This window comes from Devosia sp. (assembly GCF_025809055.1).
Classification (GTDB): domain Bacteria; phylum Pseudomonadota; class Alphaproteobacteria; order Rhizobiales; family Devosiaceae; genus Devosia.
Genome location: NZ_CP075529.1, coordinates 1,790,438 through 1,813,509 on the forward strand (window position 1 = coordinate 1,790,438; position 23,072 = coordinate 1,813,509).

Genomic DNA, 23,072 nt, shown 5'->3' on the forward strand with positions numbered 1-23,072 from the left:
GGAGGAATAAGCATGTCCTTTATCTCCACGCGCCATGTGGCGGGTCTGGCAGCCGGTATATCCATGCTGGCGGGCGTCACGGTCCCGGCCCAGTCGCAGGAATTCATCAACATCCTCACCGGCGGTACGTCCGGCGTCTATTATCCGCTGGGCGTCGCGCTCTCGGAAATCTACGCCGAGGGTATCGACGGCGCCCGCACCCAGGTCCAGTCGACCAAGGCGTCGGTTGAAAACCTCAACCTGCTACAGCAGGGCAAGGGCGAACTGGCCTTTGCGCTGGGTGACTCGGTCAAGGCCGGCTGGGATGGTGTCGAGGAAGCCGGTTTCCCCGGTCCCCTCACCGAGTTGCGCGCCATCGCCGCCATCTACCCCAACTATGTGCAGATCGTCGCCAGCGGCGAGAGCGGCATCACCTCGCTCGAGGAACTCAAGGGCCGCACCATTTCGGTGGGCGCCCCGGCCTCGGGCACCGAGCTCAATGCCCGTGCCATCTTCGCCGCCGCCGGCATGAGCTATGACGACATGAGCAAGGTCGAGTTCCTGCCCTATGCGGAAAGCGCCGAGCTCATCAAGAACCGCCAGCTCGACTCCACTTTGCAGTCCTCCGGCCTCGGCGTCGCCTTCATCAAGGACCTCTCGGCCACCATGGACATTAATATCGTGGCCATTCCCGCCGAAGTGGTGGACAGCATCGGCGCGCCCTATGTGGCCTCGGTGATCCCCGCCGGCACCTATGACGGCCAGGACGCCGATGTCCCCACTGCCGCCATCGGCAATGTGCTGGTCAGCCATGCCGGCGTCAGCGACGAGACCGCCTATCAGATGACCAAGCTCATCTTCGAAAACCTCGAACGCCTCCAGGCTGCCCATGCGGCCGCCGGCGGCATCACGCTCGAAGGGGCGATCGATGGCCTGGCCATCCCGCTGCATCCGGGCGCCGAGCGCTACTACAAGGAAGCCGGGCTGCTTTAGAGCGTTTTCAAGAAAAGTGGACACCACTTTTCTGGTTCGAAAACGTGACCATGCAACAACTTAGAGCCCTCGTTCTGATTCAATCAGAACGAGAAAGGCTCTAATAGGCCCTGCATGAATCCAGCCAAGAACTGGATCGGTTGCCCGGGCCACGCGCCCGGGCAACACTAAGAATTGTCCTGGGGAGGATCACGATGAGCAATACGAGCGGCGCTGCGGCGCCGATGCATGATAGCGCCGAGGAGTCGGTCGAGGGCCTGCCGCCGGGCTTCGGCGTGGGCACCATGGGCAAGATCGCGTTTGGCATCGCCATCGTCTTCGCCCTGTTTCAGCTCTGGACCGCGGCCTACGGCACCTTGCCCAGCCAGGTCGTCCGCGCCATGCATGTCGGTTTCCTGCTTTTGCTCGGCTTCGGCCTCATCGGCAATCTTGTCGCCAAGACCCTGCCCGGCCGCGTCTTCTTCTGGACGCTGGGCCTGCTCGGCTTCGCCACCGGCCTCTACAACTGGATTTTCTACGCCGACCTGCTCAAGCGCAGTTCCTTCCTCACCCAGCTCGATCTCGTCGTTGGCACCACCGCCATCGTTCTGACCTTCGAGGCGGCGCGACGCTTGATGGGCCTGCCGCTGGCCATCATTGCCGGCATTTTCCTGGCCTATTGCTTCTTCGGCCAGTACATGCCCGGCCCCTTTATTCACCGCGGCTACGATTTCGAGCAGATCGTCGAGCATTTCGGCTTCGGCACCGAGGGCATCTATGGCACGCCCATCTATGTTTCCTCGGCCTATATCTTCATCTTCGTGGTCTTCGCCGCCTTCCTCGAGCGCGCCGGCATGATCCGCCTGTTCAATGACTTTGCCCTGGGCCTGGTCGGCGGCTGGCGCGGCGGCCCGGCCCAGGTCTGCACCCTGTCCTCGGCGCTCATGGGCACGATTTCCGGCTCCGGCGTCGCCAATGTCGTGGCCAGCGGCCAGTTCACCATTCCGCTGATGAAAAAGTTCGGCTTCCGCTCCGCCTTTGCCGGCGGTGTGGAGGCAACCTCATCCATGGGTGGCCAGATCATGCCGCCGATCATGGGCGCGGTGGCCTTCATCATGGCCGAAACGCTGGACGTGCCCTATAGCGCCATCGTCCTGGCCGCGCTCATTCCCGCCGCGCTCTACTTCGCCACCTGCTTCTGGGTCGTGCATCTGGAATCCGGCAAGGCGGGCCTGCGCGGCATGAACAAGGCCGAATTGCCCAATCCCTGGCACGCCGTGCGCGATCACTGGCCGCTGGTCCTGCCCCTGGCCGCGCTCGTCTATCTGCTCTTTGCCGGCTATACGCCCATCTTTGCCGGCACCATGGGTCTGGCTCTGGTCGTCGTGCTCATCCTGGGCACGCCCCTGGCCGCTGCCATCGGCCCGCGCGCGTTCCGCTATGCCTTCTGGGTCGCGCTTGGCCTCGCCTCCGCCGCCTTCCTGCGCTACGGCGTCAACCTGCTCTTCATCGTCATCGGCGCGCTGGTTCTCGCCTGCGTCTTCGTCAAAGGCGGCAAGGAAACCCTGCTCATCGTCCGGGATTCGCTGGCCGAAGGCGCCCGCAATGCCCTGCCCGTGGGCATCGCCTGCGCCATTGTCGGCATCGTCATCGGCACGCTGACCCTCACCGGCATTGCCTCGACCTTCATCGGCGCCATCATCGCCATCGGCGAGAGCAATCTCTTCCTCTCGCTGGTCCTGACCATGCTGACCTGCCTTGTGCTGGGCATGGGCATTCCAACCATTCCGAACTACATCATCACCTCCTCGCTTGCCGGTCCGGCCCTGCTCGAACTGGGCGTGCCGCTGCTCGTCAGCCACATGTTCGTGTTCTATTTCGGTATCATGGCCGATCTGACCCCGCCCGTGGCCCTGGCCTGTTTCGCCGCCGCGCCCATGGCCAAGACCTCGGGCCTGAAGATTTCAATCCAGGCCACAAAACTCGCGGCCGCCGGGTTCATCGTGCCCTTCATGGCGGTCTATACGCCCTCCCTGATGCTGCAGGATGGTGGCGCCATCGCCGCCCAGTTCGGCTATCCGGTGGAGGTGATCTACATCGTCCTCAAGACGGTCCTGGCCATTGCCCTGTGGGGCGTTGCCGTTGTCGGCTTTCTCGTGCGGCCCGCCCATATGGTCGAGCGCATCGCCGCCTTCCTCGTCGGTGGCCTGCTCATGCTGGCCCTACCCTGGACCGACGAGCTCGGCTTTGCCCTTGCGGTCCTCCTGATCGGCCAGCATTGGTGGCGCGCCCGCCAGGCCCCGGCCGGGGCCCTCTCCTGATGCTCTGCATCGCCAGCGCGGGGGCGGTCACTGCCCTCGCCGTCTCCAGTTTCACCCTGAGCTGGAGCCATTCGGTCGAACACACACGCTGGCAGGAAAGCTGGCGCGTCGGCGATGACCGGCTCGAGATCGTCGAGGCAATGGTGGAAGGGCCCGGCGCCGGCATGGAGGCGCCCGAAGGCGCGATCTGGTCCGAGGATGGCTGGCGCTATACCCCAACCGTGCCGCCCCTGCGCGAAGTGCGCCTGGCCGCATCCGGCATGACCGATGGCGGCTGGACCCTGTGCGCAGACGACACCTGCCAGGTGCTCGGCGCGGAAGCCGGCACCGAAATCGTCCTCACCGCGGCGGCAACCTGCCCTGAACCCTGATGGCCACGGCGGCAACCCGGCTCCATCGCCCCCTTGCGCCAGGGAACAACCCAATCCACTCTCTTCACCTCCCCCTTGAAGGGGGAGGTAGCGTCGCTCGGCCCAACGGGCCGTAGCAAAGCTGGGAGGGGGTGCTTCTGGCCTCCGGGATCGCGCAGAAGGCAAGAGCCCCAAGTCCGCGAGGGGCGCGACGACAACCGCGTCCAAACCATTTCAGGAGAACCTTTAGACCACTTCACGATAGGACTGAAACGCCGGAGCCCTTCCCTTCTCCCCTGAGGGGAGAAGGTGGCGCGAAGCGCCGGATGAGGGGTTCAGACTTGTGTTTCTGCTGATGGGCATTCACCCCTCACCCCATCCCGCTCCCCTGAGGGGAGAGGGGGCGATGAAGTCGGTGGTTCAGTTCAAGGGTGAAAACTGCTAACCATCCGTGGCGAGCGAACGCGCCACCCCTTCCCCGTCAAAAACGATCCCCGCCTCCGCCCCGAACGACAGCGTAATGCTCTGTCCCACTGCCGGATTGTGGTCCCCGTCGAGCACGGCGAGCCATGAGGCGCCCGAGGGCAGGCCGACATTGACGATGGTTTCGTTGCCCAGCCGCTCGACCAGCAGCACCTTGCCCACAATGCTGCCCGAGCTGTCCTGCACCAGTTCATGCGGCCGGATGCCCAGGGTCACGCTGTCGCCCACCGCGATGCCACTTGTGTCCGCCGGCAGGGTCAGCGGCGCAATATCCTTGCTGGCAACCGTCAGGCTGTCCTCGCCCACCTTTTCGACCCGTACCGCGACGAAATTCATCTTCGGCGAGCCGATGAAACCGGCAACGAACAGATTGGCCGGTCGCTGGTAGAGTTCGATCGGGCTGCCCACCTGCTGCACCACACCGGCATTGAGCACCACGATCTTGTCGGCCAGCGTCATGGCCTCGACCTGGTCGTGGGTCACATAGATCATGGTCGCACCCAGGTCCTGGTGCAGCTTGCTCAGTTCCATCCGCATGTCCACGCGCAGCGCGGCATCGAGGTTGGAAAGCGGCTCGTCGAACAGGAACACTTCCGGCTTGCGCACGATGGCCCTGCCAATGGCCACGCGCTGGCGCTGCCCGCCCGACAGTTGGCTCGGCTTGCGCTCGAGCAGGTGTTCCATCTGCAGGATGCGCGCCGCCTCGCGGATTTTTTGGTCGCGCACATCCTTTGGCGTCCGCGCCAGCTTCAGACCGAAGCCGACATTGTCGTAAACGCTCATATGCGGATAGAGCGCATAGTTCTGGAACACCATGGCAATGCCCCGGTCGCGCGGCTCGACCGCATTGACCACCCGGTCGCCGATCTTGAGTTCGCCCCCGGTAATGTCCTCGAGCCCCGCGATCATCCGCAACAGGGTGGATTTGCCGCAACCCGAGGGGCCGACGAACACCACGAATTCCCCGTGCTCGATGCTGAGGTCCACGCCCTTGATGACCGGCACATCGCCATAGCTCTTGTGCAGTCCGTTGAGTTCAAGTCCGGCCATGTGGTTACCCCTTGACGGCGCCCGCGGTCATCCCGGCCACGATCTGTCGGTTGAAGAACAGGAACACGATCAGCGGCGGAATGGTGATGAGCAGGATATTGGTGAAGAGCAGGTTGTAGGCGGTGTTGAACTGGCTCTGGAAATTGTAGAGCGTCAGCTGCACCGTCGCATTGGCATTGCCCGGCAGGTAGTAGAGCGGGTTGGTGAAGTCGTTGAAGATGCCGACCGACTGCACCACGATATTGGTGACCGTCACCGGCCAGAGCAGCGGCAGGATGATCCGGAAGAACACATCCAGCGGCCGTGCCCCGTCGATGATCGCCGCCTCGTCCAGCTCGCGCGGAATGGTGGCGATGAAGGCGCGATAGAGAATGATCGAAAAGGGCAGGTTATAGGCCACCTCGATCAGGATCATGCCATGCAGCGTCCCGAAGAGTTTGAGCCCCTGCAGCAGCCAGATCGTCGGCACCACCGCCGGCGGGATCATGAGGCCGGCAAGGATGAGAAATTCGATCAACCCGTTCCACCGCGTCTTGCGCCGCGCCAGCACGTAACCGACCATGGCCGCGAAGATCACCAGGAGCGTCACGCTGGCCACCGTGATGATGGTGGAGTTGACGAAGGCGGTGATCATCATCCAGTTGCGGGTTTTGACCACCTCCAGAACATTGTCGAAGAGGTGGAAGCCTTCGGGCCACGAGAAATCGCGCAGGGCCGATTGCTGGCGGTCCTTGAACGCCATCATCACGATGAAAATGAACGGGATGACGAAGACCACGAATGTGGCGGCGATGGCGGCCACGCCGCCGATGAGCGAAGCGCGCGGTTTCATTCGTGACCCTGCTTGCGGTTGAGCACCATGGTCAGCGGCACGACCAGCACCGCGATGAGCACGAACAGCACCACATTGCCCGCCGTCGACAGCCCGTAGAACCCGGCCTGATACTGCTTGTAGATCACCGAGGCGACCGTGTCGGAGGCAAAGCCCGGCCCACCTCGTGTCATCGCCCAGATGAGATCGAAGGTGCGCAACCCGCCGATAAAGCTGAGGGTGATCACCGTCGCCGTCGCCGGCCGCATCAGCGGCAGCGTCACGTACCAGAAGTTCTGCCACTTGGTGGCGCCGTCGATGCGCGCGGCCTCGAAATAGTCCTTGGGAATGGCGACCACCCCGGCAATATAGATGACCGTGGCCAGGCCCACGCCCTTCCACACATCCACCAGCGCCACCGAATAGAGCGCGAGCTTGGGGTCGACCAGCCAGCCCGGCCCGGCAATGCCGATCATGGCCAGGCCCTGGTTGATCATGCCCTGGGTGGGATGCATCAGCACCGTAAAGGTGATGCCCACGCCCACCGTCGAGACCAGCACCGGAAAGAAGATCACCGACCGCAGATAGCCGCGCGCCACGATCTGGCTGGTCAACAACAGCGCCAGCGCCATGCCGATCACCACCTTCAGGCCCGAGGTCACCACCGCATAGATGACGGTATTGACCAGCCCCTGGATCAGGAATGGCTCGCGGAAGAACTGCGCGAAATTCTCAAGCCCGATGAACACGCTGTCGAACAGCGTCCAGCGCGTCAGGCTGAAATAGAGCGAGGCAAAGGTCGGCGCCAGGAACAGCACCGAATAGATGATGGCCGCCGGCAGGAAGAACCAGCCCGAATAGGGCGACCGGCGCTTGCGGGGTTGGGCAGCTATTGCCCCTCTTCCGGTACTGGCAGCCATTGCCGTCATCTGTTTCGCGCTCCAAAGGCGTCGTTGTCGCCTCCCTCCCCCTTGTGGGGAGGGAATGAGGGTGGGGGTGGCCTAGGGCGCTATGCCAACGGCAACCCCCACCCCAGCTTTGCCAAGGCCTTCGGCCTGGCGCCGCTACCCTCCCCACAAGGGGGAGGGAGGGCTGGAGCCGAAGGCCCCGTGCCGGAGCCTACCAGCCGGCAAGACCAAGCTGCTGGGCCTGCTTGCGCACGTCCTCGTCGTAGAGCGCAGCGCCGCTGGCGGCATCGCGGATACCCGAGCCGACTTCCACGGTGATCTGCTCCAGCGCCGGCCCCTTGACGGGCGACAGGAATTCGAGCGCCGGGCCGTTCTGTCCGCCTGCCTCGAAATAGGGCAGCATGTCGGCCACGGCCGGCGGCACGTCGGCAGGCAGTTCACATCCCGCCACCATGTAGGGACCGGTCGCGCCCACCGCCTCGTTGCGGATATCGCAGCCTTCGGGGCTGGCGACGAAGCCGACGAAGTCCTTGGCCAGGTCCGGGCTGGCGGTGGATTTGGCCACATAGATCGAATCCGGCATCCAGGTGGTCAGCCCGTTGCTGTCGGCGCTGTCGCCCGGCTGGGCGAAAAAGCCGACATCCTGGATATGGTCGGGAACCGTTTCGGCGATGGCGCCGATGCCGAAGGTCAGCATCGGGTAATGCGCGCCCTCGCCGGTGGCCACCATGCGGATGCCGTCGGGATAGGTCGCGGCGCCGAAATCGGCATTGAGATAGCCGCCTTCGAAGACTTCCTGCAGCTTCTCGAAGCCGCGCAGCGCCGCCGGCGTCGTGGCGAACTTGGCCTCGTTGGCGGTGTACTTCTCGGCAAAGTCCGGCACTTCGGCCATGACATTGTAGAAATCGGCCAGGACGAACAACTGGCTCGACCAGGTGTCGGCATAGGTCTGGATCACGGCCGTCTTGCCCGCGGCCTTGATCGCCTCGTTATTGGCCATGAACTCGTCCCAGGTCTTGGGAATGTCCAGCCCGAGTTCTTCATAGATCGGGATATTGTAGAGAATGCCGCCGCCCATGGCCGGTGCGAAAGGCGCGCCATAGACGTCGCCTCCGGCCGAAACCACCAGCTTGAAGCTGTCCTGCACATTGGCCTGGAAAGGCTCGTCGGTCAGCGGCAGCAGGTTCTGCACCGGGTTGATCGCCTGGAACAGCGAACCGGAATTGTAGAAAAACACGTCCGCCATCGCCCCGGTGGCCAGGCGCGTCTTGACGATATTGTCGCCTTCCCCGCCACCCGGACGCACTTCGATATCGATGGTGACATCGGGGTTCTTGGCGGTATAGGCGGCCACCCAGGCCTCGGCCACTGCCACCGATTGCGGGCCATTGTCGATCAGGAACGACAGATAGCCGGATTGCTGTGCATTGACGGCACTGGCCGTCAGCAACAGTCCCAGCGTGCTGGCGCCCATCAGGGCAGTCAGTTTGGTCTTGGTCATGGTCTTCCTCCCATTCACCCGCATTGGCGGGATTTTCTGAATTCTGCCTCTAGGGCGTATTGGCGTTCACCAGCGAGCTCCGCCGTTCCCGGCGTTGTGGTGCGGTGTAGCTGAACGTGATGACATGCGGCCCCGGCGCCAGTTCCGCCTCCCGGCCGCTCAGCGGCACCCCGTCGAGCCGTGCGTCCCGATAGGCCTCGGCCAGGCGCAGCACGCCGCGGCTCCCCTCAGGCACCGCGATTTCGTAGCGTATGGCCTCGCCCTCGATCGTCCATGCGGCCCTTATGGTCCCGGCGGGGCTATCGTGATGCGCCTTGACCGGCGACAGCTCGGGCAGGATCAGCGGCTCGAAGACCACGGTCTTGAAGCCCGGATCGGCGGCATCGGGCCGGAACCCGGCAACGCCCTCCAGCAGCCACTGGCACACCGCGCCATAGGCATAGTGATTGTAAGAGTTCATCTGCGGATTGTAGATCGACCCATCCTCCTGGATCGCGTCCCAGCGTTCCCAGATCGTGGTCGCCCCCATCTTGACCTGGTAGAGCCAGCCCGGCACGCCCTCCTGCAGGAAGACTTCTGCGGCCAGGTCCCATTCGCCCACCTTGATCAGCGCCGGCAACAGCGCCGGCGTGCCGATGAAGCCGGTGCCGATGCGCCGGTCGGCGCGGTCGATCGTATTGCGGAAATAGCCCTTGGCCGCGTCCAGCTTTTCGGCCGGAATGAGGTCGTGCAGGATCGCCAGCGCATAGGACGTCTGGTCGTCATAGGCGAGGCGCCCGGATGCGGTGATGAACTCGCTGGCAAAGGCAGCCTTGACCGCGTCGGCCATGCGGCTCAGCCGGTCCTGGCTCGCCTCGTCGCCGACAAGTCCGGCAATCTCGGCCACCTGCTTTGCGGCGATGTACAGGTAGATCGTGGCGGCCGCGTCATCCCCGATGGTCGGCAGCGGCTTGGCGCTCGGCCCCTTGGGCTGCAGCCAGTCGCCGAAGGAGAAACCGCGCCCGCCCCATTCGCGCGGCGGCGAAACCACCGGCCCGTCGCTGATCGACCAGACGAAATCGACCCAGCGGATCATGGCCGGCAGCGCTTCTTCGAGCAGCGCCGTGTCGCCATAATGCAGGTAAACCTGCCAGGGCACCTGATAGATGGCGTCGCCCCAACCGGTGGAGCCGAAAAACCCCGGATAGTGCTCGGGCTGCATCCGCGTCGGGTCCGGGCAGACATGGGGAATGGCCCCATCGGCACGCTGGTCGACCATGAGGTCGCGCACCCATTTGCGGAAAAATCCCTGCACATCCCCGAGATAGGCCGCCGTGCCGGCAAAGACCTGCGCGTCACCGGTCCAGCCCAGGCGTTCGTCGCGCTGCGGGCAGTCGGTCGGCACATCGATGAAGTTGGAGCGCTGCGACCAGAGCGTGTTGAGAAACAGCCGGTCCACCAGAGGATTGCCCGAGGAAAAACTGGCCGTCGCCTCGGTGACAGAGCTGATCGGCACCGCCTCGATGGCCAGCATGTCCACCGCGCCCGACAGGGTCACCCGCGCGTATCGGAAACCCTGGAAGGTGAAGTGGGGCTGGTAGGTCTCGACCCCGTCCCCGCTCAGCGTATAGACCAGCTCACACTCGGCCGTCCGCAGGTTGCCATTGTAGAAGACGCCGTCCTTGTCGAGGATTTCGGCATGTTCCACGCGCACCGTGGCGCCTGCCGCCCCGCGCACCGAAAACCGTACATAGCCACCCGCGTTCTGGCCGAAATCATGCACCATGCGCCCTTCGGCATCGGCCCAGCTCTTGACCGCCGGGAGCGCCGCCATCTCGCGCACCGGCGTGGTTTCATGGGCGATCAGCCGGGCCGTGTCGAAGGCAATGGCAGCGCTGCCGGTCGTGACCTTGGGGACAATCCGGGCGTCGAAATGTTCGCCGAAATAGATGCCGTTCTCGCGCACGGGAATATCGCCGCTCGTCCAGCTGTCATCGGTACCCACAAGCAGCGCGCCAGCGCCGTCGCGCAGTTCGGCGATGGCGGCGATCTGGTCGCCCCAGGTATTGGTGATGGGATGCTTGCCCCACATCAGCTTGGACCGGTACCAGCCGTCGCCCAGCCAGATGTCGATGGCATTCTCACCCGCCCGCAGCAGGCCCGACACATCATAGGCCTGAAAGCTGAGCCGCTTGTCATAGGCCGTCCATCCGGGCGTCAGCACGTCCTGGCCAACACGCTGGCCGTTGATGAAGCAGACATAGAGCCCGAGCGCGCTGATCCGCAGCGTTTCCCCGCCGGATACCGTCTTGAGGTCAAAACTCTTGCGCAGGAAGCTGCCCGGCGTACCGACACCCTTGTCGGCCAGCGGGCGCACCATCTGGGCGACCCAGCCGGCTTCACCCAGCGACGAACCATGTGCAAGTGCTGCGTCGTACACGCGACCTCTCCCGATATATGCCGCTTGACGCGGTCGTAAACTGTTCTACGTGTATCGTTCTACAAACTGATCCAATTTGCAATAGCGTTTTTGTGCGTTATGCGGAGGCGGGGGAGTTGGGGCTATGGCCGAACCGAAGACGACAAAGCGGCAGGGTCGCGTCACGATCCGCGAAGTCGCCGAAGATGCCGGGGTCTCCGTTGCGGCGGTGTCCAAGGTGCTGCGCGATGCCTATGGCGTCAGCGACACATTGCGCGCCAAGGTGCGCAACTCCATGGAAAAGCTCAATTACCGGCCATTGGCCTCGGCGCGCGGCCTGCGCGGCCGCACCTATGCCCTGGGCCTGCTGCTCCCCGATCTGCGCAATCCATTCTTCGCCGACATCTTCGACGGCGTGAACTCGGCGCTCTCGCGCACGCAGTATCAGGCCATGCAAGGCATCTCCGTCGCGGCCAACGAGGTGGTCGAGGCCATGATCAATCGGCAGATGGACGGGCTCATTCTTATTGGCCCCAATGCTGTCGCAGAACGTCTGGTTGATATCAGCCAGCGCATTCCGACCGTGCTGATCGGCCATCACGATCGGGCCAGCACCAGCTTCGACACGGTCAATAACGACGACCAGCTTGGCGCCCGGCTGGTCGTCAGGCACCTCCATGCCAATGGCTACCGTCGGATTGCCATGCTCAGCCTCATGCAGGCCGCCTCCATCATCAGCGAACGTGAACTGGGCTACCGGCTCGAAATGCTGGACCAGGGCATGGGTACCGCCATTCAGATTACCCGGTCCTCGCAGGTTCTCCGCGACGTGCAGATCACCGTGCGCAAGCTGCTGGAATCGCCCGATCGCCCCGACGCCCTGTTCTGCTGGACAGACCTCATTGCCATCGAGGCGATCAGCGTGGCGACGGAATTGGGCCTGTCCATTCCCGACGACATTGCCATCGTCGGCTATGACAACACCATGTATTGCGATTTTGCCCAGCACCGGCTGACCAGTGTCGACCAGTCCGGGGAAACCCTCGGCCTGCAGGCGGCGCGGCTGCTGATCGAGCGCATCGAGGGCCGCACCGAAGCCGAACACTTCGTCGTCACCCCCCGCATCGTCGCCCGCGCCAGCTCCCGCCGACGCGGCTGATCGGACCGGTCGGCCCTATTGCATGGCGCCGGCTTGCCGCGGCAGCCACAGCACCAGGTCAGGCACATAGGTGATCAGCAGCAGTACGGTCACCAGCAGCAGCAGATGCGGCCACAATTCCTTGATCATGGCGCTGATCGGAATGCCATTCACCGCCTTGATGACGAAGAGCAACATGCCCATTGGCGGGGTGATCAGGCCGATCATCATGTTGAGCACCAGCACCACGCCCAGATGCACGAGGTCGATCCCCAGGGCCAGCGCCGTCGGGATGAACAGCGGCACGATCACCAGTTGGATGGTCGAGACGTCGAGCACGCAGCCGAGCAACAGGAAGAGGATGTTCAGCAGGAGCAGGAACAGCCAGGCTTCCATCTGGTAATAGGCGAAGAACTCATAGACCATCTGCGGGATGCGCTCGACGGCAATGACATAGTTGAAGACGAAGGCGCCGCAGAGCACGATGCTGACAACGGCCGTCGTCTTGACCGTCGAATAGACGACCGCCTTGAAGGCCTTGAAGTCGAGCGTCCGATAGGCGAACAGGGCCAGCAGCAGGGCATAGAATGCCGAAACCGCAGCGGCCTCGGTGGGCGTGAACACGCCCGAATAGATGCCGCCCAAGAGGATGACCGGCATCAGCAGCGCCGGCAGCGCCTTGAGGAAGATCAGCGGAAACAGCCGCCAGGGAATGGCCTGTTCGACCGGAAAGCCGCGCCGCTTGGCGGTGATGAAGGCGGCGACCATCTGGAAGCCGACCAGGATCAGCGCCGGCACCACCCCGCCCAGGAACAGCGCCCCGATCGAGGCTGAAGACACCAGCGCATAATAGACCATGGGAATGGATGGCGGGAAGATCGGGCCCACCACGGCGGTGGCGGCCGTCAGCGCCCCGGCATAGCCGGGCGGATAGCGGCCCTCGCGGGTCATCATGTCGTTGACCACCTTGCCAACGCCCGCGGCATCGGAAATGGCGCTGCCGCTCATCCCCGAAAAGACCAGGCTCGTCATGATATTGACCTGCGCCATGCCGCCCGGCAACCGGCCGACCAGCGCCAGGCAGAAGTTGAGCAGCTTGTCGGAAATCTTGCCCGCATCCATGATATTGGCCGCGAAGATGAACAGCGGCACCGCTACGGCGGCAAAATTCCCGAATATGCCGTTCAGCACCATTTCGGCGCCAAGACCAACGTCACGGCCCGAAATGAACAGGTAGAACACGCTCGAAACGATCATGGCTATGCCCATGGGCAGCCCCGCGACCGTGGTCGCGATCAGAATGACGAGCATGAGGGGAAGGGCGTACTCAGCCAGCATGAGGTCCTCGGCTCTATATCTGCTTGCCCCATTCGGGCGTGAACAGACGCCAGAGCCGCAGCGCGGCCTGGATGGTGAAATTGACCACGAACAGCAGGTAGCAGCCGTAGATCCAGGTCATGGGCAGGCGCAGCACCGGGCTTTTCTTGCGCATGAGGAATTCGAGATAGTCCCAGGTCGCCGGGATCAGCAGCACGAAGGCGATGATCAGCATGACCATGGAGAAAATCGCCATCATCCGCTTCACCTGTGGTGACATGACCTCATAGACGACATCGAAGGTCACGTGGTCGCGGATGTTGACGATGAAGGCCGCGGCCCAGAACACCGTCCAGACGAACGCGATCATGGTGACCTCTTCGGTCCACAGGATCGGGCTGTTCATCACGTAGCGGAAGAAGATCTGGACGATGAAGCCCAGGAAAGCGGCCGTAAACAGCAGGACGCCGACCAGGTCGGCGCCCTCCTTGAGAACCCGCAGCCAGCCGGGCATCCGGCTGGCGGATGGGGTGGTCTCGTCCATGGCTTACTCGGCAGCCAGGGCGTTGATCTGCTCGATCCAGCCTTCCGGCCATGCCGCGGCGCGATCGGAATTGAGGTAGAAGTCCTGCACGTGGCTGCGGAAGGCATCCACATCCGGGGTAGTGACCGTCAGGCCCTGTTCCTCGAAGAAGCTCACGAGGCGCTCTTCGTCGGCCACGCGCTTTTCATTGTTCCAGTCGCAGGAGGCAATGGCCGCCTCGGTCATTGCTGCCTTCTCGTCGTCGGTCAGTTGTTCCCAGGTCTGGTTGTTGACGGCCACGTTGATGGCGTCGACCAGGTGGCTGGTCAGCACGATCTGCTCGGTCACTTCGTAGAACTTGGCCGCTTCCACCGATGGCAGCGGGTTGTCCTGGCCGTCGATCGTGCCGGACTGCAGGCCGAGATAGACTTCACCGAACGGCAGCGGGGTCGGATTGGCGCCCAGGGCCTGGCCAAGGAACAGCCAGGCGTCGGACGAAGGCATGCGCAGCTTGACGCCGGCCAGGTCATCCGGGGTCTGCACGTCGCGGGCGGTGCGCAGGTTCACCTGCCGCGTACCCAGATAGCAGGCATCGAGCAGCTGGATGCCCATGTCGTCGGACACGCGCTGCTTGAACTCGGCGCCGATATCGCTGCCGAGGAAGGCGCGGTAGTGCTGCGGGTTCTGGAACAGGTAGCCGGCGGTAAGCAGGCCGTATTCGGGAATGGCGTCGGCGATCAGCTGATAGGACACATAGGTCATTTCGGCATTGCCGCGCTGCAGCGCGTCGAGGTCGGCGCCCTGGGCAAACAGCGAGCCCGAATCATAGAGCTGGATGTCGAAGCGGCCGGGGACCAGTTCTTCAAGCTTGTCGGCAAAAACCTTCATGGCCTGCGTATGCAGGTCGGTCGGCACGCTCGGAACCGTGTACTTGATCTCCAGCTTGTCCTGTGCGCCGGCGGCGACGGTGAGAGCCAGGGTGGAAACGGCGGCAATGGCAAAAGTCTTCATGGTCATGTCTTTCCCTCCTCCAAGGGCGAGTGCAAGCGCAATGGAGCCTCCCCAGGCGATCACCAGCGCGATGGCGGCAACTTGCAATAAGTTGCAGCTCATGTAAACAGTGATTTGAAGATTGATTGTTGCACTGATTGTATCAGTTGCCACCCAAGGAGCCTCTCGTGTCCGCAGCCCCTCTCAAAGGCGTCATCGCCGCATCGATCACCCCGATCGCCGCCGACCTGTCCGTGGACATCGGCCGGCTCGCCGCGCACACGCATCGCCTGATCGACAATGGCTGCGCCTATGTCTCGACCTTCGGCACCACCGGAGAGGGCGCATCCTTCTCCACCGCCGAAAAACTCAAGGCCCTTGGCGCCCTGCGCGATGCCGGCGCCGACATGTCGCGACAGGTCCCGGGCGTCATGACCCCGACGCTCGACGACGCTGCCGCCATGGTCACCGGCATCGCCGCGCTCGGCTGCCGGGCGGCTCTCGTGCTGCCGCCCTTCTACTATGGCACCAGCGAGGCCGGCATTGCTGACTGGTTCGACGCGCTGGTCGAACGCACCCGCTCTGCCACCGATATCGACCTGCTGCTCTACAATATCCCCCAGCTCAGCCGCATCCGCTTCACGCGCGAACTGGTCGAAACCATTATTTCCCGCCACGGCAGCCGCATTGCCGGGATCAAGGATTCCACCGGCGACGTCGACAATGGCGTCATGCTGGCGCGCAGCTTTCCGAACCTGGCCGTCTTTACCGGCGATGACCGCGTTCTGCCGACGCTGCTGGCCAATGGCGGTGCCGGCATGATCGGCGGCATGCCCAATGTCTTCGCGCGCGATCTGCGCAGCCTTTATGACGACCGCACCAATGCGGCCATTCTCGACAAGCAGACCCAGCGCATCCTGGCGGTGGACAAATACGGCTCCCTGATTGCCCTCAAGGCCGCCCTGGCTGCCTATCTCGATGACGAGGATTTCGCCCGCGTCCTGCCCCCGCTCAAGGCACTGGATGGGGATGGACGCGCCAAGCTGCTGGCATCTTTTGCCCAAACCGGATTTGATGCGGCCGCGTGAGCCAAAATCGGCCACGAGGGAGAATCACCATGCGATCCGCCGAAGCCGCCCCGCCCGCCAGCGAACCAGAACTGCGTTCTGTGAAGCAGGCGGCCTATGAGCGGTTTCGCCAGGCGCTGTTCGACGGGCGCCTGCGCCCCGGACAATTCGTGTCCCAGCGCGAACTGGTAGCCATGCTCGGCCTGTCGATCGGCGCCCTGCGCGAACTGCTGCCACGCCTGCAGTTCGAAGGGCTGCTCAACGTCATGCCGCAGCGCGGCATACAGATCACCCAGATCGATCTGCCCATGATCCGGCAGGCGTTCCAGATGCGCATGGCCTTCGAGCGCGAAGCCGTCGTCACCGCCGTGCGGCGTTTGGACGACAGCGTGCTCGATCAGCAGGAAAGCCTGCATCGCACCGTTCTCGACCAGGTGCGGACCGATCCGTCACCGGCCCTGTTCGAACATGCCCAGCAGGTGGATGACGGCTTCCACAACCTGCTGGTGGCCGCCACCCAGAACGACCTGCTCATCCAGGCCTATGCCGTCAACGCCATTCGCATCCGGCTGATCAAGCTCGACCGCATTACTCTCTCGGCCAGCGTCCTGCCCTCGGCATTCGGCGATCATCTCGCCATCATCGCCGCCATTCGCGCCCGCGACGCCCATGCCGCCATGGATGCCATGGACCGGCACATGATGAATGCGCGCGAGCGGGCCCTCGAACTCTAGCAGGGCCCCCTTGTCTCCACTTGTTCCCTACGACCTGCGCTGCGAACACCTGGCCACGCCGCGCGGCCTCAATACGTCCGCGCCACGATTCTCCTGGGCGTTGCGCGGCACCGGCGTCGAGCGGCGCCAGACCGCCTATCGTCTTTGTGTCACCCAAAGTTCCGGCGCGCCGCTCTGGGACAGCGGCAAGGTGACCTCGCCGCGCACCCAGATGATCGACTATGCCGGCCCGGTCCTGCCAAAGGATGCCATCCTGAGCTGGACAGTAACCGTCTGGGACGAGAACGACACCGTCTCGGCCGCCGCCGAACCGGCCACCATTTTTACCGGTCTCGCCGCCGGAGACTGGCAGGCCCAATGGATTGCGCGCTACTTCGTGCTGCCCGCCGGCCGCGAAGTGCCCGCCGACAATCCCTACGACAATCGCTGGCAGGCCCGGCCGGCCGACTATCTGCGCCGCGATTTTTCTGCCCGCGCCGAGCCGGTGCGCGCCCTGCTCTATGTCACCGCGCTTGGCCTCTACGAAGCCTATCTCAATGGCCAGCGGATCGGGCAGGACGTCATGGCCCCGGGCTGGACCGACTATCACCGCCGCGTCGATTACCAGGTGCACGAGGTGACCGATCTGGTCCGCTCGGGCGGCAACGTGCTCGGCGCCATCATCGGGGAGGGCTGGTATTGCGGCCGCGTTGGCCACAATCAGCGGCGCGCCGGCAATCACTATGGCGGTCGTCCGGCCTTTCTTTGCCAATTGCATCTGACCCATGCCGATGGCTCCCTCGAGATCATCACCACCGATGAGCATTGGCAGACCCGGCAGGGCCCGATCTGCTATTCCGATTTCCTCATGGGCGAGATGGTCGATGCCCGGCTCGACATCACCGGCTGGGACACGGCGCCCGGCCCCCTGCCCGGCTGGCAGCCCGTCGAGGTCTTCGTGCCCGATCCGGCCGCGCCGCAACTCGACGCGGCCCGTATGCAACCGGCGCGGGAAGTCGCCCGGCTGCCGGCGACCTTTTCGCATCGCACGGCGAATGGCGCCGCCATTTTCGACCTCGGCCAGAACATTGCCGGCTATGTCGAACTCAGCGTGTCTGCCAAGGCCGGCGACCGCTTTACCCTCCGCCATGCCGAAATGCTCGATGCCGCGGGCGAGGCCTATACCGCCAATCTGCGCCATGCCGTCGCCACCGACATTTTCGTGACGCGCGGCGGCGGGCGTGAAACCTTCAAGCCCCGCTTCACCTTTCATGGTTTCCGCTTCGTCGAAGTCACCCTGCCCGAAGCCATGTCGCCGGACGACATCGGCCTTGTCGGGATAGCCATCCAGTCCGACACGCCGCTATGCGGGGAGATCGAGACCGGCCATGCACAGACCAACCAGCTGCTCTCCAATATCTTCTGGAGCCAGCGCGACAATTTCCTGTCCGTGCCCACCGATTGCCCGCAGCGCGACGAGCGCTATGGCTGGACCGCCGATGCCCAGGTGTTCTGGAAGACCGCCGGCTACACCATGGATGTTTCGGCCTTCCTCTCCAAATGGATGCTCGACATCGAAGATGGCCAGTCCCCCGACGGCGCCTTTCCCGATGTGGCGCCGACCAAGCCGCTCAATCCCTATCGCCTCACCCCACAGCCGGGCGCACCGGGTTGGGGCGATGCGCCGGTCATCATGGCCTGGGAACACTGGCTGCGCTACGCCGACAAGGGCCTCCTGGAGCGCTATTGGCCGGCCCTCGAGGCTTGGGCCGCGCACATCGAGCGCGCCAATCCTGATCGCCTAAGGCGCCAGGCCGTTTACAACAATTATGGCGACTGGCTGAGCGTCGGCCCGGCTTCGGACCGCACCCTGGTCGCCACCGCCTATTGGGTCCGCGTCGCCGATCTCATGGTCAATATCGCCGGAGTGCTCGGCCACGCCGGTCGCGCCGCGCACTACACAGCGCTTGGTCAGACAGTGCGCCAGGCCTTTGCCAAGGCTTTCCTCGATGCCGATGGACATCTGAGCGGCGATACCCAGACCGCCTATCTTCTGGCGCTCGATTTCGACATTCTCGACGCCCCCGCCTCGGCCCGCGCCGCCACCCGCCTCGTTGAACTCATCGAGGCTGCCGGCGGACATCTGCAGACCGGCTTTCTCGGCGTCCGCCACCTGTTGCCGGTGCTGACCACCATAGGGCGCGACGATCTTGCGGTCGCCATGCTGCTCAAGGACACCTATCCGAGCTGGGGCTTTTCCATCCGCCATGGCGCGACCACCATCTGGGAGCGCTGGGATGGCTGGACACCTGATAACGGCTTCCAGAGCACCAATATGAACTCCTTCAACCACTACGCCTATGGCTCGGTGGGCGAATGGATCTGGTCGCGTCTGGCCGGAATTGACACGACGAGCACCGCGCCCGGCTATGAAGCCATCCGCCTTGCGCCCCTGTTTGATGAACGGATCGGCATGGTTCGCGCTCGCTATCAGTCACACCGCGGCTCCGTCGCCAGTCACTGGCAGTTCATAGAGGGCACCGTGCACTGGACCATTGACGTTCCGGCCAATTGTATCGCCCATGTCGCCCTGCCCGCCGGCTGGCGCCGGCGCCATGACCATGCGGACGGATGGACGCTCGGTTCCGGCGAGCAGAGCTACGACCTCGAAAGGATCTGACCCATGCACGCCTTTTCCGAACAATTCCTGGCGGCTGTCGACAAGTCCACGGTGGTCGATCGGGCAATGGCCCAACTGCCGGCCGACGCGGCGGAAGTGATGGCCATTCAGCGCCAGAACATCGATGCCCTCGGCGGCCCCGGCGGCTGGAAGGTGACGCCGTGGATCGAAGGCGTACCCATGTCCACCGCCCCGATCCCGGCACGATGGATCAGACCCTCCGGCGCCACCATTCCCATGGTCGAGGGCCTACTCCTCGAGGTCGAACTGGCGCTATCGCGAACCGCCGACGGCAACTACCTGCTCCTGCCCGTATTCGAGCTGGTGCTGCGGCGCCTCGACCCGAAATCCGACTGGCCAGAACTGGCCAAGCAGGCCGGCCTCATGTCCACCGATGGCATGGTCCTGGGCACACCGCGGCCAATGCCATCCGCCGACATTGCAGAACTTCCGATCGTCCTCACCCAGGGCGATGGCAGCCAGGTCCGGATCAATACGCCGCTCGACCGCACTGCTTTGCTCAAGGCTGCTGAATTCGTCACCGATTATGCTACCCAGCTCGGCCACCCGTTGCAGGCCGGCACCGTGGTCACCACCGGCGCCCGCATCGGCCCGATTCCCGTACTGTCCGGCCGGACCAGTGTCGATATGGCGGACCTGGGCACGGTCGAATTTCAAACAGCGTGAGTGTCGGCGAAAGGCTAGCAATGCGCTAGCACTAACGCCCCATGTGTCACCGCTTCCGAACGCGGATGGCGAGGTATGGCCGGCCCGGCAGTTCCACCGCGAAAGCGGCATCCGGCTTGCGCTGCATGACCACCGCACCATGCCGGGTCGGGTGGTTCTGCGGCGCCGGAACCAGTTTGGCAGGCTCCACCGTCATGGCCCAGGTATCGATGAGATCGACCTCATAATCCCCCTCATCCTGCGGCAGTCCGGCGGCCCAGATCACCGGCTGATGCTCACCCAGATAGATGATGGTTGTGTCCCCGTCCCGCGCGCCCGACACCCGGTTCCAGGGATAGCGCGTTTGCGGATCGATCGGCTCAAACCCTTGTTTTATATCGGTTTCCATGAGATCGCGCAGGAAACCGATCCGCGTCCAGGCCTGTCCGTGCAACGCGCCGCCTTTGGCCCACCAGATCAGGTCATCCGGGTTTGAAAAGGTCTCGCCATGGCCTGCATACCCGCCGCGCATCGCCGTCACCCAGAAGCGGTGCACCAGTTCCTGCGCGGAAATATTGCCCCAGACCTGGATGATGTCGCCTTCATATTCAGGCTCGTCATTAACCACCGGCTTGCCATAGGCCAGCCGCCAGTCCCCGGTGCGTTTCACGTCCCAGTTCTGGATGCAGACATGGGTCACCCAAGGCTTGCGGTGATCGTAGTTGGCTTCCGGATCGCCATTGTGAATCGAGCGCAAATGCCCATAGGGATCGTTCTCTTCCAGGATATGGAAATAGCGCTCCCACTGGTGCATCGGCTTGGTATTGAGCAGGAAATCATACTCGTTGGCCAGCGACCACCAGACATTGCGATAGGCGGCAAGACGCGCGGCGAGGTATTGCACATAGGCGTAGTCCTGGGCCTCGCTCATGTCGCAATAGCCCCAGCGATCATAGGGATGGAAGATGATGATATCGGCTTCGATACCCATCTCTCCCAGCGCCTTCACTTGGTTCTCGAAATGCCGGAAACTCTCGGGATTGGGCCGGTCGAAGTCGTAACTGCCGTCGGCGCCCTTCTGATAGACGTCGTGCAATGCCGCGTTGACATTGTAGGGATAGTCCTTGGGGAAGACGCCCATGCGCAATTTGTTGAAGCGTGTTTTCCTGAGCGTTTCGAGTGTCTTGGCCTGCTCGCTCAACGGCTGATGCGTCCAGGCATAGCAGGTGGTGCCAAAGGACAGGAAGGGCGTGCCATCGGCATAGGCGAAGTGGAACTTGTTGGCGACCCGCACCGGCCCGTGCACGCCCTCCTGGGGCGCGGCCGCGGTGAATTTTCCGCCCTTGCCATCCAGTTCGCCGACATTGGACCTGGTCGAAAACGTCCACTCACCCTCGGTATCGGGCATGAATCGCACCCGGAAAATGCCGTCGCCGTCATAGAATCCCGGCACGCGCACAATGCGGCTCTTCTGCTGGAAAGAAGCTTCCAGCGTAACATCGAGGAACGGATTTCCGGCGGATGGCCCAGGAAAACTGGCCTCGAACACATCCCATTGCGCCACTGTCGTCATCGTCACTCTCCGTCCACCCGCCTGAACAGCAGGGCCTGATAGGGCTTTGGCGAGAAGTGCAGCACGTCACCACGCTCGACGCAGTCCGAAAGGGTCTTTTCGGTCATTTCCCAGGTGTCGATCAGGGTCGCCGAGTATTTTTCGCCCGGCGGCGTTGCCACGGCAAATTCACTGGGCTGGTTCTCGCCGAGATAGGAAAGATAGTAGCGATGCGGCTGGCCGGCGGTGGCAAACCAGGCCTGCACCCGGGGCCAATCCTCTTCGCCCGGCGTCGGCTGAAACAGTTGCGCAAGAACGACATTGTCGAGCCCGCCGGCGACCGTGGTGCGGTAGGCGCCGGTCGACTTGACGGGATCGAGCCCCTCGTCCGGGCCTTCCTCCAGGATCCTGCGCAGGAAGGCAATGCGGGCCACGCTCTCGCCGGTCAGGGTGCCGCCCTTGGCCCACCACAGGTTTTCCTCGTCATTGTAGTAGGTCTCGCCATGGGTGACATAGCCGCCATTGACGGTTCCGTCCCAGAAGCGCCTGACCATCTTCTGGCCTGAAATATTCCCCCACAGCTCGGCAATGTCGCCCTCGTAGCAGCACTCGTCGATGGAAACCGGCTTGCCGTATTTCTCCCGCCACAGCGCAGATTGGTTGGCACCGGACCGCTGGATGCTCGCATGGGTGATGCGGGGATGGTTGTGGTCATAAAAGGCAAAGCAATTGTGGACACCCAGCAGGTGCCCATAGGGATCGTTGTCCGAAACCACGTGAATGAACCGATCCCAATCCGCCATGGTCTTGGACGGCATGAGGTCATATTCATTGGCCATCGACCACCAGACATTGGGAAACGCCGCCAGCCGCGCGACCAGATATTTGAGATACCGGTCGTCCTGCTCCGCCGTCATCCTCGAAAAGCCCCAGCGATCATAGGGGTGGAAGATGATCAGGTCGGCCTCGACGCCGATTTCCGCCAGCTGGTTGATGCGCTTTTCTAGGTGCTGGAAATAGTCGGGTTCGAAACGCGAAAAGTCGAACTCCCAGCCGAACTCACCGCGGAAACTGCCGGTCCATTCGCTTGATCCGGTCTTGATCACCGGGAAGGGATAACGGTCCGGCTCGTTCTGGTTGTACCGATAGTGCTTGGGGAAGACGCACATGCGGATCTTGGTGAAGGGCGCGTCCTTGAGGGTCCTGAGCGTCTCCTCCTCCATGGCGTCGCCCTGCAGGTTCCACACATAGGCCGTGGTGCCGATATTGATGTAGCGGGTGCCGTCGGCATGGCGGAAGTGGTGCCGATTGGAGACGCGCACCGGCCCGTGGTGACCGGGCTTTGCTGCACCCACCGCAAAGCTGCCGCTCACCCCATCAAGTGCCGGAACATTGCTCCTGGTTTCGTAAGTCCATGTACCGGTCACGTGGGGCAGGAAACGCACCTTGTATTTCCCCTGCCCGTCGTAGAAGCCGGAAACACGAACCACCCGATCTTTCTGCCGGAACGTGGCCTGCAACGAGACATCCTCGAAAGGATTGCCAGAACTCGGTCCTTCAAGAGCAAGTTCATATGTCGCCCATAGCGATGCATCGCCATTGGCCTGGGCCTGATTGGTCATTGCACTATCCTGTCGTCGAAATCAGCGGCGC

General features: G+C 63.4%; 18 protein-coding genes. 8 read left to right on the forward strand and 10 right to left on the reverse strand.

Features of this window, described 5'->3' with window-relative positions:
* The first annotated feature begins 12 nt into the window (after positions 1–12).
* From KIT02_RS08715 to KIT02_RS08725, 3 genes are all read left to right on the forward strand, one after another.
* Entirely contained in the window at positions 13–972 is a 960-nt protein-coding gene (locus tag KIT02_RS08715; protein WP_297576950.1) for a TAXI family TRAP transporter solute-binding subunit, read from the forward strand.
* Between the two features lie 194 nt (positions 973–1,166).
* The gene (locus KIT02_RS08720; RefSeq protein WP_297576952.1) at positions 1,167–3,272 is read left to right on the forward strand and encodes a TRAP transporter permease; all 2,106 of its coding nucleotides are present in this window, start codon (positions 1,167–1,169) and stop codon (positions 3,270–3,272) included.
* Positions 3,272–3,643 carry a DUF1850 domain-containing protein gene (locus tag KIT02_RS08725; RefSeq protein ID WP_366520532.1) on the forward strand — a complete coding sequence of 124 codons (372 nt, stop codon included), beginning with the start codon at positions 3,272–3,274 and terminating at the stop codon, positions 3,641–3,643. The genes KIT02_RS08720 and KIT02_RS08725 overlap by 1 nt, the downstream gene beginning before the upstream one ends.
* Before the next feature lie 420 nt (positions 3,644–4,063).
* On the opposite strand, the gene ugpC is transcribed toward KIT02_RS08725, so the two are convergent.
* The 5 genes from ugpC to KIT02_RS08750 all read right to left on the reverse strand — a co-directional run bounded on the left by ugpC (position 4,064) and on the right by KIT02_RS08750 (position 10,734).
* The gene (ugpC, locus tag KIT02_RS08730) at positions 4,064–5,155 is read right to left on the reverse strand and encodes a sn-glycerol-3-phosphate ABC transporter ATP-binding protein UgpC (RefSeq protein ID WP_297576955.1); all 1,092 of its coding nucleotides are present in this window, start codon (positions 5,153–5,155) and stop codon (positions 4,064–4,066) included.
* 4 nt (positions 5,156–5,159) lie between these two features.
* Positions 5,160–5,987 (reverse strand): carbohydrate ABC transporter permease, encoded by an 828-nt coding sequence (locus KIT02_RS08735; RefSeq protein ID WP_297576957.1) that lies wholly within the window; start codon positions 5,985–5,987, stop codon positions 5,160–5,162.
* On the reverse strand, positions 5,984–6,886 hold the full coding sequence (locus KIT02_RS08740) for a sugar ABC transporter permease (protein ID WP_297576959.1): 903 nt from the start codon (positions 6,884–6,886) through the stop codon (positions 5,984–5,986). The genes KIT02_RS08735 and KIT02_RS08740 overlap by 4 nt, the downstream gene beginning before the upstream one ends.
* A 199-nt stretch (positions 6,887–7,085) precedes the next feature.
* On the reverse strand, positions 7,086–8,375 hold the full coding sequence (locus KIT02_RS08745; protein WP_297576961.1) for an extracellular solute-binding protein: 1,290 nt from the start codon (positions 8,373–8,375) through the stop codon (positions 7,086–7,088).
* Positions 8,376–8,424: 49 nt separating this feature from the next.
* A complete protein-coding gene (locus KIT02_RS08750; protein ID WP_297585177.1) occupies positions 8,425–10,734 on the reverse strand; it encodes an alpha-L-rhamnosidase in 2,310 nt (769 codons plus the stop codon).
* 184 nt (positions 10,735–10,918) lie between these two features.
* On the opposite strand from KIT02_RS08750, the gene KIT02_RS08755 reads away from it, so the two are divergent.
* Positions 10,919–11,932, forward strand: coding sequence for a LacI family DNA-binding transcriptional regulator (locus KIT02_RS08755; RefSeq protein ID WP_297576963.1), 1,014 nt, complete (start codon positions 10,919–10,921; stop codon positions 11,930–11,932).
* Between the two features lie 15 nt (positions 11,933–11,947).
* On the opposite strand, the gene KIT02_RS08760 is transcribed toward KIT02_RS08755, so the two are convergent.
* From KIT02_RS08760 to KIT02_RS08770, 3 genes are read right to left on the reverse strand one after another with little or no spacing between them, the layout of a single operon-like run.
* The gene (locus KIT02_RS08760) at positions 11,948–13,249 is read right to left on the reverse strand and encodes a TRAP transporter large permease (protein ID WP_297576965.1); all 1,302 of its coding nucleotides are present in this window, start codon (positions 13,247–13,249) and stop codon (positions 11,948–11,950) included.
* 13 nt (positions 13,250–13,262) lie between these two features.
* Entirely contained in the window at positions 13,263–13,772 is a 510-nt protein-coding gene (locus tag KIT02_RS08765) for a TRAP transporter small permease (RefSeq protein WP_297576967.1), read from the reverse strand.
* Positions 13,773–13,775: 3 nt separating this feature from the next.
* The gene (locus KIT02_RS08770; RefSeq protein ID WP_297576969.1) at positions 13,776–14,768 is read right to left on the reverse strand and encodes a sialic acid TRAP transporter substrate-binding protein SiaP; all 993 of its coding nucleotides are present in this window, start codon (positions 14,766–14,768) and stop codon (positions 13,776–13,778) included.
* A 161-nt stretch (positions 14,769–14,929) separates the two neighbouring features.
* Here KIT02_RS08770 and KIT02_RS08775 point away from each other — a divergent pair, with 161 nt between their 5' ends.
* The 4 genes from KIT02_RS08775 to KIT02_RS08790 are packed head-to-tail and all read left to right on the forward strand — an operon-like array spanning position 14,930 to position 19,888.
* On the forward strand, positions 14,930–15,829 hold the full coding sequence (locus KIT02_RS08775) for a dihydrodipicolinate synthase family protein (RefSeq protein ID WP_297576971.1): 900 nt from the start codon (positions 14,930–14,932) through the stop codon (positions 15,827–15,829).
* A gap of 29 nt (positions 15,830–15,858) precedes the next feature.
* Positions 15,859–16,542 carry a GntR family transcriptional regulator gene (locus tag KIT02_RS08780; protein ID WP_297576974.1) on the forward strand — a complete coding sequence of 228 codons (684 nt, stop codon included), beginning with the start codon at positions 15,859–15,861 and terminating at the stop codon, positions 16,540–16,542.
* 10 nt (positions 16,543–16,552) lie between these two features.
* A complete protein-coding gene (locus tag KIT02_RS08785) occupies positions 16,553–19,201 on the forward strand; it encodes an alpha-L-rhamnosidase (protein ID WP_297576976.1) in 2,649 nt (882 codons plus the stop codon).
* 3 nt (positions 19,202–19,204) lie between these two features.
* Entirely contained in the window at positions 19,205–19,888 is a 684-nt protein-coding gene (locus KIT02_RS08790; RefSeq protein ID WP_297576978.1) for a hypothetical protein, read from the forward strand.
* Between the two features lie 46 nt (positions 19,889–19,934).
* Here the strand turns inward: KIT02_RS08790 and KIT02_RS08795 are convergent, their stop codons facing one another.
* Positions 19,935–21,446: a DUF5060 domain-containing protein gene (locus tag KIT02_RS08795; RefSeq protein ID WP_297576980.1), complete on the reverse strand. Its 1,512-nt coding sequence runs from the start codon at positions 21,444–21,446 to the stop codon at positions 19,935–19,937.
* Entirely contained in the window at positions 21,443–23,041 is a 1,599-nt protein-coding gene (locus tag KIT02_RS08800; RefSeq protein WP_297576982.1) for a DUF5060 domain-containing protein, read from the reverse strand. The genes KIT02_RS08795 and KIT02_RS08800 overlap by 4 nt, the downstream gene beginning before the upstream one ends.
* Positions 23,042–23,072 lie beyond the last annotated feature (31 nt).

Bases quoted from the DNA above. Each gene is read 5' to 3' on its own strand.
- KIT02_RS08715 (WP_297576950.1), top strand. From the start codon at position 13: ATGTCCTTTATCTCCACGCGCCATGTGGCGGGTCTGGCAGCCGGTATA.
- KIT02_RS08720 (WP_297576952.1), top strand. From the start codon at position 1,167: ATGAGCAATACGAGCGGCGCTGCGGCGCCGATGCATGATAGCGCCGAG.
- KIT02_RS08725 (WP_366520532.1), top strand. From the start codon at position 3,272: ATGCTCTGCATCGCCAGCGCGGGGGCGGTCACTGCCCTCGCCGTCTCC.
- ugpC (WP_297576955.1), bottom strand. From the start codon at position 5,155: ATGGCCGGACTTGAACTCAACGGACTGCACAAGAGCTATGGCGATGTG.
- KIT02_RS08735 (WP_297576957.1), bottom strand. From the start codon at position 5,987: ATGAAACCGCGCGCTTCGCTCATCGGCGGCGTGGCCGCCATCGCCGCC.
- KIT02_RS08740 (WP_297576959.1), bottom strand. From the start codon at position 6,886: ATGGCTGCCAGTACCGGAAGAGGGGCAATAGCTGCCCAACCCCGCAAG.
- KIT02_RS08745 (WP_297576961.1), bottom strand. From the start codon at position 8,375: ATGACCAAGACCAAACTGACTGCCCTGATGGGCGCCAGCACGCTGGGA.
- KIT02_RS08750 (WP_297585177.1), bottom strand. From the start codon at position 10,734: ATGGTGCGCCCGCTGGCCGACAAGGGTGTCGGTACGCCGGGCAGCTTC.
- KIT02_RS08755 (WP_297576963.1), top strand. From the start codon at position 10,919: ATGGCCGAACCGAAGACGACAAAGCGGCAGGGTCGCGTCACGATCCGC.
- KIT02_RS08760 (WP_297576965.1), bottom strand. From the start codon at position 13,249: ATGCTGGCTGAGTACGCCCTTCCCCTCATGCTCGTCATTCTGATCGCG.
- KIT02_RS08765 (WP_297576967.1), bottom strand. From the start codon at position 13,772: ATGGACGAGACCACCCCATCCGCCAGCCGGATGCCCGGCTGGCTGCGG.
- KIT02_RS08770 (WP_297576969.1), bottom strand. From the start codon at position 14,768: ATGACCATGAAGACTTTTGCCATTGCCGCCGTTTCCACCCTGGCTCTC.
- KIT02_RS08780 (WP_297576974.1), top strand. From the start codon at position 15,859: ATGCGATCCGCCGAAGCCGCCCCGCCCGCCAGCGAACCAGAACTGCGT.
- KIT02_RS08790 (WP_297576978.1), top strand. From the start codon at position 19,205: ATGCACGCCTTTTCCGAACAATTCCTGGCGGCTGTCGACAAGTCCACG.
- KIT02_RS08800 (WP_297576982.1), bottom strand. From the start codon at position 23,041: ATGACCAATCAGGCCCAGGCCAATGGCGATGCATCGCTATGGGCGACA.